Annotated in this window: 17 protein-coding genes; all 17 read left to right on the top strand. The window is 55.4% G+C overall.

Features of this window, described 5'->3' with window-relative positions; translation table 11 throughout:
• Nucleotides 1–254: 254 nt before the first annotated feature.
• Nucleotides 255–482 (top strand): hypothetical protein, encoded by a 228-nt coding sequence (locus J2Z49_RS14070; protein WP_307403727.1) that lies wholly within the window; start codon nt 255–257, stop codon nt 480–482.
• 29 nt (nt 483–511) lie between these two features.
• Entirely contained in the window at nt 512–796 is a 285-nt protein-coding gene (locus tag J2Z49_RS14065; RefSeq protein ID WP_307403725.1) for a hypothetical protein, read from the top strand.
• Nucleotides 797–1,282, top strand: coding sequence for a metal-dependent hydrolase (locus J2Z49_RS14060; protein ID WP_307403723.1), 486 nt, complete (start codon nt 797–799; stop codon nt 1,280–1,282).
• Between the two features lie 217 nt (nt 1,283–1,499).
• Nucleotides 1,500–1,739, top strand: coding sequence for a hypothetical protein (locus tag J2Z49_RS14055; RefSeq protein ID WP_307403720.1), 240 nt, complete (start codon nt 1,500–1,502; stop codon nt 1,737–1,739).
• Nucleotides 1,720–2,109: a hypothetical protein gene (locus J2Z49_RS14050; protein ID WP_307403718.1), complete on the top strand. Its 390-nt coding sequence runs from the start codon at nt 1,720–1,722 to the stop codon at nt 2,107–2,109. Before J2Z49_RS14055 ends, J2Z49_RS14050 begins: the two co-directional genes overlap by 20 nt.
• 6 nt (nt 2,110–2,115) lie before the next feature.
• On the top strand, nt 2,116–2,421 hold the full coding sequence (locus tag J2Z49_RS14045; protein ID WP_307403717.1) for a hypothetical protein: 306 nt from the start codon (nt 2,116–2,118) through the stop codon (nt 2,419–2,421).
• 1 nt (nt 2,422) lies between these two features.
• Nucleotides 2,423–2,812, top strand: a complete 390-nt coding sequence (locus J2Z49_RS14040; RefSeq protein ID WP_307403715.1) for a pilin — start codon at nt 2,423–2,425, stop codon at nt 2,810–2,812.
• A gap of 10 nt (nt 2,813–2,822) precedes the next feature.
• The gene (locus J2Z49_RS14035; RefSeq protein WP_307403713.1) at nt 2,823–3,137 is read left to right on the top strand and encodes a PrgI family protein; all 315 of its coding nucleotides are present in this window, start codon (nt 2,823–2,825) and stop codon (nt 3,135–3,137) included.
• A 30-nt stretch (nt 3,138–3,167) separates the two neighbouring features.
• Nucleotides 3,168–3,842, top strand: coding sequence for a hypothetical protein (locus tag J2Z49_RS14030; RefSeq protein ID WP_307403711.1), 675 nt, complete (start codon nt 3,168–3,170; stop codon nt 3,840–3,842).
• 88 nt (nt 3,843–3,930) lie between these two features.
• Nucleotides 3,931–4,398 (top strand): hypothetical protein, encoded by a 468-nt coding sequence (locus J2Z49_RS14025; RefSeq protein WP_307403709.1) that lies wholly within the window; start codon nt 3,931–3,933, stop codon nt 4,396–4,398.
• Between the two features lie 6 nt (nt 4,399–4,404).
• The gene (locus J2Z49_RS14020; RefSeq protein WP_307403729.1) at nt 4,405–5,637 is read left to right on the top strand and encodes a VirB4 family type IV secretion system protein; all 1,233 of its coding nucleotides are present in this window, start codon (nt 4,405–4,407) and stop codon (nt 5,635–5,637) included.
• Nucleotides 5,638–5,653: 16 nt separating this feature from the next.
• Complete coding sequence (locus J2Z49_RS14015; RefSeq protein ID WP_307403707.1) at nt 5,654–5,896, top strand: hypothetical protein; 243 nt, start codon at nt 5,654–5,656, stop codon at nt 5,894–5,896.
• Between the two features lie 7 nt (nt 5,897–5,903).
• A complete protein-coding gene (locus tag J2Z49_RS14010; RefSeq protein WP_307403705.1) occupies nt 5,904–8,054 on the top strand; it encodes a hypothetical protein in 2,151 nt (716 codons plus the stop codon).
• Nucleotides 8,055–8,093: 39 nt separating this feature from the next.
• Entirely contained in the window at nt 8,094–9,881 is a 1,788-nt protein-coding gene (locus J2Z49_RS14005; protein ID WP_307403703.1) for a M23 family metallopeptidase, read from the top strand.
• Nucleotides 9,882–9,937: 56 nt separating this feature from the next.
• A complete protein-coding gene (locus J2Z49_RS14000; protein ID WP_307403701.1) occupies nt 9,938–11,317 on the top strand; it encodes a GGDEF domain-containing protein in 1,380 nt (459 codons plus the stop codon).
• A gap of 108 nt (nt 11,318–11,425) precedes the next feature.
• Nucleotides 11,426–14,569 (top strand): DEAD/DEAH box helicase, encoded by a 3,144-nt coding sequence (locus tag J2Z49_RS13995; protein WP_307403699.1) that lies wholly within the window; start codon nt 11,426–11,428, stop codon nt 14,567–14,569.
• Between the two features lie 63 nt (nt 14,570–14,632).
• Entirely contained in the window at nt 14,633–15,508 is an 876-nt protein-coding gene (locus J2Z49_RS13990; protein WP_073164119.1) for a hypothetical protein, read from the top strand.
• The last annotated feature ends 620 nt before the right edge of the window (nt 15,509–16,128 follow it).

Here is a 16,128-nt window from a genome sequence, read left to right as displayed (position 1 = left end):
CCGCGAGGGGCACGGAATTCCCGGGGAACCCTGGAAGGGTTTGGAAGGTTCCCTCTTCGGGGAATCCTCCGAATTCATTCGGGGGAGGACGTCAATGAAAAACATGCTACGTTGTGTTTTTGTGCTGAAAATCGCCGTTTTCGGAAGGGGCGGCGGTGGCGGGGTTACCTCCCGGTTTTTGCGGCCCGCGGGAACGCGGGCTTTTTGTTTAGAATCCCGGCCCCGCCCGGGGAGAGTGACGCGGCTGGCGGGCGGTGTCCGTGGAAACCTGCCCCACATGTGGTGGAACCGGTCAGGAAAAGTTTGGTTCCGGTTCAGAGTTAACGTGGGAACGCCAATGTTTGACCTGCGGAGGGGTTGGGAAGGTCTATCCGACGGAATGCCCGAAATGCGGGCGCGTCATCGGCACGGACATGGTGGCCATCCACCGGATGCCGGCTCCCCTGTACCCCTGGTGCGGGGAGATTCTTGGCGGGCGGTAAACAGCGAAACTACTACAAAGAGGGGATGAGTGCAGATGTTATCTGATTCTATCCGGCAGGAGATTTTGGACCTGATGGACCGCTACGGTCCCGAAACGGTGCTGGAGGCGGCAGAAATTGCCGCCGGCAGGGAATACGGTAGGCGTGGTGAGTTGGGTGTGGCACTCGATGCGGTTGAAAAAGCGTTGAGCAAGATTAAACAAGCCGGAGAAGATATTGACAAACTTAACGTGGCTGTTGAAGATCTGGATCGTGCCGTGCACCGGGTAAGATGCGCGATAAACGGGCTTTGGCTTCTTAAGAAGGTGGGATAAATGCTCTGGCGCACGCACTTTCTGGGAGGGGCCGCCGCCGGGTTGCTCCTTGCCGGTCACACGGACCTTAAAACAATGGCGGTATCGGCGGGAATAGCCGGGGTTGTTGCCCTTCTTCCAGACCTGGACGACCCGCACTCGAAGCTGGGGCGGCTGGTGGCTCCGGCTTCGTGGGCGGTGAAGGTGACCGTGGGCCACCGGGGACCGCTGCACTCGTTTTTAGGGGCGGGGGTAATGACCCTGCTGGCGGCTTTTGTGTTGCGGTTCTGGTATGCGCATGCGTATGTGTACAGCCACCTGGTGCCGTTGATTATGATCGGCTACCTGTCCCACCTGGTCATGGACAGTCTGAACCCCCAGGGCGTACCCTGGTTATGGCCGGTAAAAACGCACCTCCGCGTGCCGCTGGTCCAGACCGGAGGCATTCTGGAGCGGGTGGTTGTAATGCCGATCATGCTGGTTTTGTGCGGTTTGCTGTTCTGGTAGGGGAATTCTGCTGGCCCGTCCGGGATTTTCCCCACCTGATGAACGGCAGGCCGGCTTCCCCCAAAAAAATTCCTCCCCTTTCCTTTCGCCCGGCTCAGTGCCGGGCTTTTTTTGTATAACCCGGGCGCAGCCAGAAAATCTCCCGGGGAGGAAGGGGGGGGAGCGTTCTCTGTAACCCGGGTCCGGCTGCGCTACAAACGGAAAGGAGCTGTTTTCTATGAAAAATCCCGGACTTGCAGCGGTGTTGAGTTTTTTGATCTGCGGCCTTGGCCAGATTTACAACGGGCAGATTGGTAAGGGCATTGCTCTCTTTGTGGCGGCGGGCATATCTGGGTTGCTCTGTACTGTAGTAATTGGATTTATACTGCTGCCGGCCGTCTGGCTATACGGCATCTACGATGCCTATAAGACGGCTGAGAAAATCAATAAAGGGGCTGGTGGAAGTGTTGCCAGGTAAGGCACGAGTCATCTTTCTGTTGATTTCTATGCTGTTTGTTCTGGCAACACCCGCGATGGCGGACGATCAGCAGGTTCCGGCAGCGGGGTCCGGCGGGATCCAGCCGGTGAGCCCGGACCAGTTTGCGCAGAAGGTCAACACCATGATTGACGGTGCCTACAAAGCGGCTGGTCCCGTCACGGATGCCGTGGCCAAGATCATGCTGGCCGTGGCGGGCGTGGCGGCGCTGCTGGTGCTCTTGAGCGGCATGAAGCTCTTCCAGAAGGTTGTCGGCGCGGTCCTGTCCATAGGTTTCGGCATACTGCTGTTCTACGGGGCGCCGTACATCGTCGGGCTGGTCAAAGGACTGGCTCAGTACGTGACGAGGTAGTTGGTTATGGGATTTGATGTCTACGGTGTCGGGAATTCACCGAGCGCGGGGCAAGAATTCACCGGCAGGGTATGGGACGTGTTGCTTTCGGTGCACAGGCTGCTTCTTGACGTAGCAGGCCCGGTGTCGCTTGTCGTAGGAGCCGCGTCCGCCGTGTGTTTGATAATAGCGGCATTCTTTCCGGAAATGAGAAAGAGGATGATTGCCAGCATAGCTTTTGCGCTTTTAGGTCTTCTGTTTCTCTATGCGGTTCCGCTGTTTGTCGGGCTGATGCAGTATTTGGGAAATACAGTTCAAAAAGGGGGTATGTGAGGTGCTGCAAAAAAGTGTTCCGGCTGTACGCAAAGCTTTTTCCCGGATATCGTTGTTTGTGTTTTCGATCTTCACGCTGGTTTACGCTCATCCTGCCTATGCCGAAGAGATTAAAGTCTTCGGAACGGAGATGAACGCCGACGCCAATCAGGCTGCGGGACAGCTCGCGGACAAGTTAATCGGTCTTGTGAACCTGTTTGCCGGGTTTGTGGGTGCGGTACTGTTTGGGGTGCTGGTCTACGCCGGGTTCAAGATCATGACCACGGGCGACAACCCGCAGGAAAACGCCCGGGCTAAAGCGATAATGCTGTACGGCATAGGCGGGGCCGCGCTGGTGTTTTTTGCCTGGCTGCTGACAAAGGCCGTCATCGGACACCTGGCCAAAACGTGAGGTGACTGCCGTGTACTACCCGACGCCGATACAATTCGACAAGGAAGACAAGATCGTCGGCGGCCGCTTTACCCTGCGGCAGTTCATCTACCTGCTGGTCGGTCCGGCGGTGGCCGGTGTACTGAGTACCATCTGCTGGCTGTACACGAACCGACTCGACGCCCTGACAATCATCGTCATGCTTGCTGTTTTCGGCGCTCCGGGAGCCGCGCTGGGCGTCCTATCCGATCCGGACTGCCGCCGGTTCGGCGGCGGGCCTCTCGACCAGTACATTTTCTCAATTTTGCGGTTTACTTTGTTGACGAAAACCTGGCCCCCGCGGTAGAACCGCGGGCTTTTTTTTGAGGTGATCGCGGTGGCGAAACGAAAACAGGACCTGTTTGGATCTCTCTGCCCGGTGGAAGACATACGGGAAGTTTCCGGGCTCGGCGACGACGGCACGGACTTCAGGTACGGGATGCTCGTGCTTGCCGGAAAAAGGTACCGCGCGCTCAGCCAGGTGCGTGGGGTAAACTTTCATCTCCTGTCCGACGAAGAAAAGCGGTCGGTTGCAAACACTTTGCGGTCGTGTATCCTGTCCCTGGACTTTCCGGTACAGTTTTTTACCGTATCCGAAATGGTAGACCTGAAAAAGGCCGCGGCGGACCTTGCCGGGGCGGCTTCCGACCTGCGCGGCGGCCCGGCGGAGTACGCGCTGGCGATGATGGACTTTTACACGTTCCTTTCCAGTGAAAAAACAGTGAAAGTCCGGCGGTCGTATGCTGTCGTAGGTGTGGATACACCTGGAGAATCGCCCGAACAAGAACTGCACAAGCGGGTGCTCTTGTTCAGGGCCGCGATGCAGGCCGGCGGTATACGGACAGAGATGCTGCTCCCAGAGCAGGTGCTGAACCTGCTGCACGATATCTTCAACCCGGGGCGTTTATTCCGTCCTGCGGAATCGGTATCTTCAGTCGGTGCGATAATTGACTGGAAGGGAGCTGATCCTTTTGCTGTTCCGCAGAAAAAAGAAGTCCGGCCGTCTTTCTGATGACGGGAACCCGCTGCAGTTGCTGTACGCGCCCGACGGGCTGGCCGTCAGCGTGCGCGACCTGCGGGTGAACGGCGTCTACAGGAGGGTGTACTCCACTGCAGTGCTGCCGGCCGCGCTGGTACCGTGGGTGCTTGACAGGGCGTACGCTTTCGGTGACGTGGAGGTTTCGCTGCACGTAGTTCCCGTCCCCAACCGGGACGCGGTGAACAAGCTGACCAGGAAGTACACCGAGGCGGCCTCCCAGTACGAACTGGAAGTGGTGCGCGGGGGGCACATAACGAACAGGCCAGAACTCGAGCGCAAAATGGCCGAAGCGGAAAACGTGCGCCAGGCGATCCAGTTCGGCTACGACCGCATGTACTACTGCTGCCTGCTGTTTGCGGTGTCGTCGTCGTCTCCCGACGAACTGGAGGCGCGCTGCCAGGCGTTTGAGAACCTGATGGCCGGGGCGGGTATCAGGGTGCAGGCGCTGGAATACTGGCAGGACAGGGGTATCCACCACCTGCTCCCTCTGGGGATTCTGCCGCCGCACGCGGCGAGGTGGCAGTATTAGAATTTACTGTCGGGCGGGGCGGCATGCCTTGCTCCGCTCACTTCGTGCGACACCGGCCACGCCTCCGGCGTTTTTGTCGGCTTCAACCTGGAAACCGGGTCGCCGGTTTTCCTGGACCTTTTCGCGAAGGAGATGTTCGCGCCGCACATGTTCGTCTTCGGCCAGACCGGGGCCGGGAAATCGGTGACCCTGAGCGTGCTGGTGGGGCGCAACATCGCCTGCGGCAGACGGGTGGCGTTCCTGGACGTGGAAGGCGAATTCCGCGTGATGACCGAAAAGATGGGCGGCCTTCACGTCCGGCTGGACCCGGCGGCGGAGCCGGTGTTCAACATCCTGGACCTGGAGCCGGAGTGGGACGACCGGAAGAAAGAATTTTACGTCGATGTCCCCGGCAAGGTACGGGAGGTGGCAGCGCTCTTTTCCGGCGTTCTGGAACACCGCGGCGAAAAACTCGGGGTGGACGGCGAGACTCACATCGAGGAGGCCCTGCGGGAGGAATACGCGGCGCGCGGGATCACCAGGGATCCGGAAAGCCTTTACGAACCGGGCGGGAAAAAGCTTGCCGACGGTACTTTCGCGGTGGGCCGCATCAAGAAACGCATGCCGACGATCTCCGACGTGGTGCGGCGCATTGAGGCCAGGGACGGGAGGGTGGCCTTTCTCCTCAAACCTTTCACGCGGGGCGGTACGCTGGGTTTCCTGGACGGCGAAACTAAAGTCTCGGTGCGGGACGTCCCGGCGGTCTGCTTCAACCTGAAGCCTACAGAGAAAGACGATCTGATGCGGTTTTACGCGACGCAGGCGATTTTCCTCTGGCTCTGGGAACACTTCGTGAAGGCCCAGAAAGACGTGGAAAAAGTTCTGCTGGTGGACGAAGCGTGGGTGTTCATGAGGCACCCGAACGCCGTGCAGTTCCTGCTGGCAGCGGCCAAGCGCGGCCGGAAGTACAGGACGTCGCTGGTCATCGCGACTCAATCCTTCCGGGATTTCGCGTCCGAAGACGGTCAGAACATCATAGCCCAGTGTTCGGCAGCGTTCCTGATGCGGAGCAAGCCCGAAGAGGCGAAACTTTTATGCGGCACGCTCGGCTACTCCGACGGCGTGCGCGACTACATCAGCTCCATCAGGAAACGCGGGTTCGGCGTACTCGACATAATGGACGAGATGGCGAAGGTGAGGGTGTACGTAACGCCCTGGGAGTGGAGTATGCTGGAGAAGAAACCGGACGAAATGGCGTAGAAAGGAGTGGTTTTCGGTGTTCGGAATAGCCGATTTCAACCGGCAGGTGATGGAAAACCCGGAACTGCTGGCCGCCATACTGGAAGATGAGGAGGAAGAGTACAGTTATTGCTGCATTTCTCCTCAAGATTATTTTGATGATGGTGGCGCCTGGTTTGGGGACTTAATGTTTTTCTTTGCGGGTATATTCATGTGGTTCCTGGGCGTGGTGTTCGGCGCCGCGGAGCGGCTCTGCGCGTGGCTGCAGGGAAGGGGGTGAGCCGGGCATGCGCGGGAAAAAGGCAGCGGCTGGAGGACAGGGGTTCACGTCCCCGCTCCACCGGAACCGGCGAAAGGGGGTCGCTGGCAGCTTGAAGGGGGCGGGGTGGTTGGGGATGAGGCGTAGCCTTGCTCTCCTGCTCGCGCTGTTTTTTATATTTGCTTTCACGATTCCAGCCTTTGCCGTCGGCAGTTTCACTGCCGTCCGGAACGAGGACGGGAGCGTTACGCTCAAGTGGTCCGGCGGCGAGACGGGTAAAAAGCTTACAATACAGCGGACCGTTGGTGATAAGGGGATAGGTTACAGCGATCTCGCGGAAGTGCCCCAGACGGACGGGAGCTACACCGATCGGACCACAGACAGAAACACCACGTACACCTACCGCCTGCACTACGGCATAGGGGCGTTTACGAACGATGTTACAGTAGGGCCGTATTCTCCTGGCAAGACCGGATCTGGAGCGGAACAGCAAAGCGGTCCGTCGCTGGGCGAATACACCCCGGGGCCGTTCGAAACGGTGCTGGCCCTTCCCATAGAAGGGTTGTCTTTTTTCATTGAAAAACTCTTTGGCCTCACGCCGGTCAACGAGTTGATCTACAACCACAACGGTTCCGGGGAAAAAGTGATCGCCGGCGCAGGACCCTTCGACAAAGAAGACTGGGAGAGGCTGATGTGGTGGTACGCGCTGGCCACCGGTTTTACCGGGGTCTTGATGTTTCTCTCTTTTGTGGCGTCGGGGTACAGGGTGATGGTCACCGCGGCGGCCAACCCGTCGAGGCAGGCGGACGCCAAATCCGACCTGCTGTATATCATGATGGCCCTTTTCATAACGCTGTCGGCTCCGCTTTTGTTTCAGATACTTGCCGGGGTAAACGATGGGATCGTGGACTTTTTCTACGCCGCGTCCGCGGATAAGATCGGCCACCTGCCCGACCCGATGTCGATCTCAACCGGTTACTCCGGCTGTCTCGGGGGCGCTCTCGTGCGGCTGGCCTTTGTAGGGGTAATGCTGTACCTCAATTTCCTGTACATCATACGGAAGTTCGTGCTGGCGGCCATCCTCGTGCTGACCCCGTTCTTTGCTTTCGCGTGGGCGACGGGCAGGAACCCGCAGGCCATTGGCGTCTGGCTCGGCGAGCTGACGTCAAACGTGTTCATGCAGGCCGCCCACGCGGTTGTACTCAGTTTGTATTTCACGATATTCGCCCAGGAATCCAACACCAGGTTCTGGGTGCCGATTGTGGCGCTTGTGGCGCTGATCCCGATCGCGGAAGTCGTCCGCAACCTGCTGCAGGGTTTCCTGAAGTTTTTGGGAGTACCCGAGGAGAAGTGGGCCGGTAAGGTTCTGGGGGCCATGACCGGCATGGGCGCCGTCGCGGGGCTGATCGGCCTCGGTATCGCTTCCCTGGGCGGCAGGGCCGGGAAGATGACCGGTGGTACAGTGCCGGGTGGAAGTTCCGGCGGTGTACTACCCGGCGGTATGACACCGGCTGGAATCCCTGGTGGAGGTTTCGGCGGACCGATCGTTTCATCACCCGGAGGCGATTTAAATTCAGGTGGTGTACCGGGTGGAAGTCTCGGCGGGCCGATTGTTCCACCATCCGGGGGTGGTTTGAGCTCGCCGGAATCTGCATTTTCTACAAAGCTCAACAATTGGGAACAGCGTCCGAGCGGGCTGTACGTTCCGGCGGGGACTGCCTCCAGGGAAACCGGTCCGGGCGATTCTGTTTCCGGTACGGGAGCTGCCCCGGCAGGTGCTGGTTCGCCGTCCCTGGCGTCTGATGTTCACCGTTCTCAATCTGTTGGAGGGAAAGTTGCGGACATAGCCGGAAAACTTGGTAGTGCGTTTGGCGGCCTCGGGGCGCCCGGGATGGGACAGCTTGTAGGCGGCCTGGTGTCGGCGACAACCGGAGCAGGGACCCGTATGGCCATGACGACGTTCAATGCCATAAAGGGTGTCCGCGAGATCCGCCGAAGTTTGGGTAACAACGCCTCTCTCGGGGAAGCGCTGCAGCAGTATACCGGTGCCGACAGCACGTGGAAGGCGGCAATCAAACTCACGGGCGCGGCTACTTTATCCACGGTCGGTACCGGTCACTGGGCGGCAAACTGGGGGGCAAAGCGGCAGGGACTGCAGTCACGCTCCATCAATCCGTGACGGCGGCGCCTGCCGTTTTTTTTATGAGAGGTGGGGGGATTGCGTGAAGCGGAAGACAGAGCGAGGGAGTACGCCGACCGCGCGCTGGCGGCGGGAAAAGCAGCCGGCAGGAGGATCGGTTCCTTTCTGTTAAAGAAACTGGCGGTGCTGCTCCTGCCGTTTCTCCCGTGGGTACTGGTCGGCGTTGCCGTCTTTCTGGGCATTGCCGTTCTGGTGGCCGGCATATACAGCACCATGTCCCCGCAGTCCTACATGACCGGGGTGGTTTCCTCCCCGCAGGACAAAGTTATCAGGGCGAAATACGAGCGGCTGACGAGTACGGTCTGGGGGGAGGGGCCGGCGTGGAACGCCGCGGACACCTACCTGGTACCGGAGGAGTCCTTCAGGAGCTTCCGGTATTACCCGCAAACTGGTTTCGAGAACATGCACGCTCTGAAGGATGAGTACCGGCATGACTTCGACCTGCGGCTAAGGTGGGGCACGGTCCACGCAGTGTGTCTGTACTGGCAGTACATTTTCAACAAGCAGGAGATACCGGACTGGCTGCGGGAGAAGGTGGCAAAGGACTTGCACCCGCACTTTTATTACATCAAGCGGACGGAGAGCTACTCCGTCTCCTGCCCGAAGGGTTCCCATTCGGAGACACACGATGTCTACCTGCTGGTGGAGGCCCACACGATATACGGGTGGTACCAGTACCACTACGAGGAAGTCACGGAGACGCACCGGTCCGGCGAGTGCACGGTAACGACCCGGACCTGGCAGCTTAAGGACACAATCCAGCTCTGGCCGGACAGGTATCAGTGGATTAAGCAGTACCTGAAGAACCTGTACAAACTTGATGGAATTTTGGACAAAGAGAAACAGATAGAACAAACGCGCTACTGGGTGATGGAGGCCGGAGAAGGATTCACGCAGCAGAAGGAATGGCTTCAGTGGCTCACTTCCAATTACGGGGCGGAAACAATTGCTTCCGGGGCGATGGTTCCGCCGGAGTACATGCCGTTTTTGAAGGAAGCGGAGGAAAGGTTCGGGATACCCTGGTGGTTCCTGGCGGCCGTCTTTCAGAGGGAATCGTCCTGGGATCCCACGGCAGTCAACACCGGTACCGGCTGTTTCGGGATTTCCCAGCAGCACCCGGACTACTGGAAGGACAGGTGGCTCCGGCTGGGGTTCTCGCCGCCGGAACTCTACCAGTGGGACCCCAGGGCGCAAATACTGGCCGGAGCACTGGTACTAGCCGATTATATGGGTGACCCCAAAAGCATTGATTGGAAAAATGACGGGTGGAAATCTGACCCGCAGGTGCTGAAGGCCCTGGCGAAATACGGGGGTTTTGGCGACGACGTTGACAGGGCCATTAACGGGAAGGAACACTACATCCCGGACATACTGGGGTACGCTGAAGGCATGCAGGCCGGAGCGGTGTGGCCGGTACCGGGGCACCGGAAGATCACGGGCTGGTTCCACGAACCCAGGCCGGGACACCTGCACCAGGGCATCGACATCGCCGCACCGGAAGGCACAGCGGTGGTGTCGGTTTCCGGCGGCGCGGTGGTCTTTGCAGGATGGTGGGGCGGGTACGGCAACACTGTATGCATTTACGACGGCGTGCACATGTACCTGTACGCCCACCTGAGCAGGATAGACGTTTCGGAAAAACAAGCGGTGCGGCCCGGGGACAGGATAGGCGCGGTGGGGAATACGGGGAATTCTTATGGTCCACACCTTCACTTCGGCATTACTGAAGGCGGGTTGATGTGTCCTTACCGGGACGACCCCGACGCCCACTGGATCAACCCGCTGCTGGTAGTACAGCCGCAATAGTTCGCAGTAGTTGCCGGGCATACGCCCGGTTTTTCTTTTTGGGGAGGTGATTCTGGTTGCGTGTTCTAATTGCAACGGGTTTGGAAGAACTCGACGGGAGCATTTCCGGCGAACTCTCCAGCCGGAACATAGAGGTGGCTGGCGAGTGCTACTACCGCGAGGGCCTCCTGTCGCTTACGAAAGACCGCGGGGCGGACGTGGTGGTTCTCTCCCTCCACCTGCCCGGGCAGGCTGATACGGTGGATCTGGTGAAAGAACTCCGCATGGCCGGCCTGCGCGTTATACTGCTGCCCGGCCGCCGGGACGATAAAAAAGCGGTGGACCTGGCCCGGAGGGCCGTGGCCCTAGGGGTATATGACATCGTGTGGGACCCGGTCAGCCCGGAAACGGTGACGTACCGGGTACTGAACCCGGCCACGCTGGCCGATGCGGGCCTAGAGCCCGACGAGGCGGCGGTGGGGGAAGTGGAGGTACAGGGCGTTTCCGGGGGTGCCCGGAGAGAAAAAAAAGACATCACCGGATTGGCACGCACCATCCTTCGTTTTTTGGGGAAGTCTCGGACGAGTGAGGCTACCATTTGCGATTCGGAAGGTCAGATTGAAGAAGCGCAGTTTCAAGCTGGGCGTCGGGAAGAGGAGCTGGACCGGAAAGAAATCGATGAAGAATACGAAGAGAATGCTTGCGGTGAGGGGCGTTGTGAACTGCCATCATCTGTAAGCGAGTTTAAAGATGATGTCCCGGATGCTTTCTACCGGGATGCTTTGACCGGATGTTTCACCAGGCGGTACCTCTTAGAAAGATTCTCCCCCACGGGTTTTTATACGGTGGTCTTCATCGATCTGGATAACTTCAAGCCGGTTAATGATATCCTGGGTCACGAAATGGGTGACGGGGTTCTGGCTGCTTTCGGGAAAATGCTGGTGGAGAACCTGAAGGGCCGGGACCTGGCCGTTCGCTGGGGCGGCGATGAGTTTGTACTGATTTTGCCCGGGACAGCCCGCGCGGACGCGGAAAAGGTAGTGGAAAACCTGCGCAGGGAGTGGAAACACTGCGCCCCGGACACGGGAAACCTGGAAGTGGGGTTTTCCACGGGCATATCCGAGGGTGCGCGGGACCTCCAGGCTACCATTAAAGAAGCTGACCGGCTCATGTACGCGGAAAAGAGAAGTCGGAAAGTGAAGGAAGCCTGGGAGAAGTCCCACCCGCGGGAATTATACACGCCTCTTTCAACACGGCCCGCCCGGGTGGACTGGGCGACGCTGAAACAGGCCGTCTCCCTGGCTTTTTCCATTACAGCGGTAGTGGTTCTGGTTTCTGCAGTAGTCTGGGGTATGGACTGGACCGCGCAAATGTTCGGGGCGCACGCGCCGGTGCTGCATGAGGCGGCCCGGGTGGTGGAAGAGTTTTGGAGGACGGTGCTGGCGGGGGTGTTGTAAAGTCTAGTCTACTGTTATCGACATAACAAGACAAATTTCCCGAAGGGCTTTCCCGCTGCGACGAGGAAGCATACAAAATGCAATAGTTGTTTGGCGGGGGGGTCGAGTTTGCATACGGGCTATGTGGAACTCCTAAATTATTGGCGGGATAGCTTGATCGATGCCGAACGGGTAGACGACGAACTTCCGGAAGAGGTGTTGGAAATAACCTCTGAGGAATTAAGAGCGGGAAAAATTAGCAAAGAATCACTGAGTGAAGAGGCAGTAAAAAGATTGGGTTTAAAGGTTGAAGAAGCTGAAAAACCAGGTAATGAACAACCTGCCCGTGTTCTGGTTTGTCCGGTGCAATTACAAGGGAAAGCCCAGCACGGTCAAAAAAAGAAGAAAGACCGGGCATTACTTTGGATTCCAGCGGACCTTACATCTGAGCTTGAATTGCGCCCCAGGCAAGGCAAATATCCCTGGATCAGTAGAAAGTTGCTGGAACCGGCGCTCGGCGAAGTAGCGGACTTAACAGTCGGGAGGTTGGATGACGTCGAAAAGTTTATACAGGAAAACTCTCCGGAAATTGCCTGTACAGATTGGCAGGGACTGCTTGAGTACGGCCAGAAAATGCTTAAAGCCGTGGTAGGAAATATAAAAGTTTCTGATTACACGATATATAATAAGGCTTACGTGGTTTCTGACGACGGTGTAGACAATCCCGCGGTACACCTAATCAAGCTTTATGATGCAATAATCAGCGATAATCGAAACGTTCCGCTTTTAGAAAAGTATCTCTCCATGACCGATGAGCCGGTGACGGCCGTAATGGGCCTGGAACAGACGCTGGATCAGGCCTCAAAACATTGCGGCCAGATGACTGCCAAGTTTCCTTTAGCCCCCTCACAGAGAGAGGCTTTGCACCATTTTCTAACTTTAAAGGATGGAGAAATACTGGCTGTCAATGGCCCGCCCGGGACAGGTAAGACCACTCTTTTGCACAGTATCATCGCTACGCTTTGGGTGGAGGCTGCCTTTTATCAATCTGAACCACCAATAATAGTGGCGGTATCGGCCAACAATCAGGCTGTAACCAATATCATCGACAGCTTCGGAAAAGTTCTCGAACATAACCCGGGCAATCCGCTGGCCGAACGATGGCTGCCTGAAGTTAAAAGCTATGGCCTATATTTTCCAGCAGCAAATCTGTTCAATGAGGCAAATTCCCGCTTTCAGGTTGCCTCAACCAATTTTTATTATTTTCCTGCCAACTCTGGGTTTCCAGGAAAAGTGGAGGAGCGGGGATATCTTTTAGCGGCATCCGACTTCTTTATGAAAAAGTTCGAACAATGTTTTGGTGCCAAGCCCCAGTCAATTGACACGGCACTTTGCATACTGCACCGGGAGCTTGAAAAATGCGTGCTCCTGATTCGAGAGTCTGTCGGCAAAAAGAAAGAAGTTCTTTCCAGGTATAAGCACGTATTGGATGAGCTGGATGATATCAGGAAAAGGTTTGGCCTGGATGGTATAGACTTCAAAGACCTGCCTGGCGCGCTTGGCGAACACCTTAAAAAAGTTGAGGCCCGGGAGACAGAATTGCGGAACCAAATAATCGAAGTGGAAAAAAGCATTTCTGTAATTTCTATTGAGTGTGAAAAGTGGCTTAATCTTGATAGAGCATGGAGGCTCCATCAGAAGAGCGAACCTTTCTGGTGGAAGTTGGCCTGGTTCCTTCCTGTTGTCAAAAGGAGACGCCAGGCCCGGCTGGCCGCGTTCGTACAATATCACGGATTAGAACAGGCAAACGGCGAAATTAGTTATTTCATTTCAGCCGGGATGCAGGCTGCCCTGAATAGTAAAGAACTGAAGAAAAAAGAAAAGCTTCGCCTCAATGAAGACAGCCGACAAATAACAGCGGAAAAGAAAAACATTGAAACAGCCCGTGAAAGCGTCCTGAAACTGATGCCCAAACTGGCGGAATTTGAAGAAGAGGTAAAAAACCTGGGCAGCTTCCTAAATGACCTTGACGTAACCCCGCGTCACAAGGCTTTTTTGCTGGCGACCCACTACTGGGAAGCCCGGTGGCTTAAGGAAGTCGAGCTTCTGCACCAGCTTAATGAAAGCGGCCGGATGCCTACGGGCAAGGAAAGAGTGGAGAGAAAGCTCAAGCTTTACGCCATGCTTACGCCCTGCATGGTGTCTACGCTTTACATACTGCCAAAGATTCTTTCTGCACCTCCGCCGCGGAGCTATTCTGAGCAGAGGATTTTTCCCCTGTATAATTTTGCCGATCTTTTGATCATCGACGAGGCGGGACAGGTGCTACCCAACCTGGCTGCTCCAGCATTTGCCCTGGCCCGAAAGGCCGTTGTGGTAGGTGATCTTCTGCAAATCGAGCCGGTATGTAAAATCCCCAAACCGGTTGATATTGGAAACCTTGTGAGGCACGAGGTTATAAAGCAAGCAGACGATCTCGATAAAAAGTACGACGAAATTAAAGCAAAAGGCATTACAGTGTCAAGCGGGTGTGTCATGGCCATCGCGCAGCGGGCGTGCAGGTACCAGAAGTACGATTCTAACGGCAATCCCTACCCGGAACGGGGCATGTTCCTGAGCGAGCACTACCGCTGCTTGGATGAAATCATAGATTATTGCAACAGGCTGGCCTATGGAGGAAGATTAGAACCCAAGCGAGGTTCTGAAATTCCGCCTGGTGCACTGCCGCCCTTTGGTTATCTGCATGTACCCGGTCAATCGCGATATGTGGGAGGTAGCCGAATCAACGAGAAAGAGGCGGAGGCTATTCTCGAATGGATTCTGGCGTACAAGGACTACCTGGAAGCCCTTTACGGCCGGGGTGAGAAGCAAATCTATGAAATTATTGCGATTCTGACCCCTTTCGTCGCGCAAAAAAAGTTGATTAACAATATGCTGAAACTTTCCCGTTTTGCTGCACTTAGAGGAGGCGAGAAAATTATAACTGCCGGTACGGTGCACGCTCTTCAGGGTGCAGAAAGAGACGTGGTGGTATTTTCTCCGGTATGCATTGTCAGGGACGGCAACCCAGCGGACTTCTTCTTTAACAAGGGCAAAAATATGCTGAACGTCGCTGTATCCCGCGCGAAAAACAGCTTCCTGGTATTCGGGGATCTCAATGTATTCAAGGCGGGCGATTCCGGGCTTCCGTCCCGCCTGTTGGGGGAGCGCTTGTTTTCAAAGCCCGAAAATAACCTTTCTCTATGGGGTAGCAGTTTTATAAAAAGGTTGTAGAATCTTGTTCCTGAGAACCTATTCCTTTGTTTGGATAGAATGTTTGATTAGGAGGAAACAGACATGGATATTACGTGGGAAAAGATAGTTGCTTTATTAACTCGTATTAAGGACGGTTCGGTAATTTTGGGGATACTTTACTTTATTTCATTTTTACTTGTTTTGCCTTTCTGGTTGTCGGAAGCGCCTTCGGAAATTGATATCCGGGCTGTACTGTTATTGGCTACGGTTTCAGCAATCTTTTTAACGCATATGTTTTTAAATTGGGCTTATTACGCACTAATTGTTGTGCCAGCGATAGCAGCAAGCTGTCTTTTTACTTTGGGAGCGTTTATATGGGTGACGACGCCGCTGATCGTAGCTCCAATTCAGGCGATATTTGGTATGTTCGGTTCCGGTTTTGGTGCAGATATGGGAAACATGATTGCAGGAAGATTTATGGGAGCATTTGGTTCGATGTTTACAGGATTAGGAGAATCAATATCTCGTACAGGTCAACTACTAATGATTATCTCGGGTTGGTTTTGGTGGTTAAACGACAGGTTGAGGAATATAGATTATAAGGCTCTTGGGTTTTACCTGCTGTGCTTAGCTGTGTTGGGATTTGCCACAGGTATACCTTCTATGGAAGGGATTATTGTCTTCCTTTATGTTTGGCTTTGGTTTACATATAAAATCCAGAACAAAGAGGGATTGCCGAACCTTACCCTGGTTTTTAAGATTGTAGCATCGCTCGCAGTATTGCTAAAATTTCCTTATTACTTTTCTATGGCCTCAAGTAACCCTGGGTTGGGTTTTTATGGAGTCTCAGTTAGCAGCGGATTGCTTGTTTTGATATGGAAGTTCGAATGGCTGTTATCCAAGTCACCAGAGGGAATCAGAAGGTTTTTTGGTTTCTTGACCGAACGTTATGATAGAACGTTTTTTACTCCAAGCTAACGAATAACCGGATTGCTTTTGTTTTTTGTTCCGCTTTAAGTCCCTTGTCCAAACTGATAGCGTTTGCTAAAATAAGACAAGGAATACCATAACCGGACGGGCCTCACCTGCCGGGGGAGATTTTTCTCCGAAGGGGGGTGAGGCAGGAATGCTCACAACATCGGACGCAATCCAGATCGTAATAGCGGTCATTCTACTGCTCACCCTCGTCGTCCACATAACTGACCGGCGCAAGTAGTTGAAAACCCTTGGAACCGCCGCATCGGTTTCCAAGGGTTTCACTAAAAGCCCCGGCAGTATGAGGCGCTCGTGCCGTTCTGGTTATGGGATTCCTACCTTTAATTTAATTAAAGAAAGCGACATTGTCAAGTCCGGCGGGATTAAAAACCCTCTAAACTGTGCCAGCAGTTTAGAGGGCCTAACCAAAAACCTCGACAGGTCGAGGCACTACCGCCGTTGTTATGGCATTCCTGCTTTTAATCTAACATATAGCCACCATAATGTCAAGGGAAGTTGACTGCCCGGTGTGATCCGTCTGTGATATTGTCAGGGTAAAATCCGTCAGTGAAAATGTCAGTATGAAGGAGATGGTTACCCTGTCACAGACGGAACTGAAGCGG

It is taken from the genome of Desulfofundulus luciae (assembly GCF_030813795.1).
Taxonomy (GTDB): domain Bacteria; phylum Bacillota; class Desulfotomaculia; order Desulfotomaculales; family Desulfovirgulaceae; genus Desulfofundulus; species Desulfofundulus luciae.
This window is presented reverse-complemented; position numbering and strand designations above follow the sequence as displayed.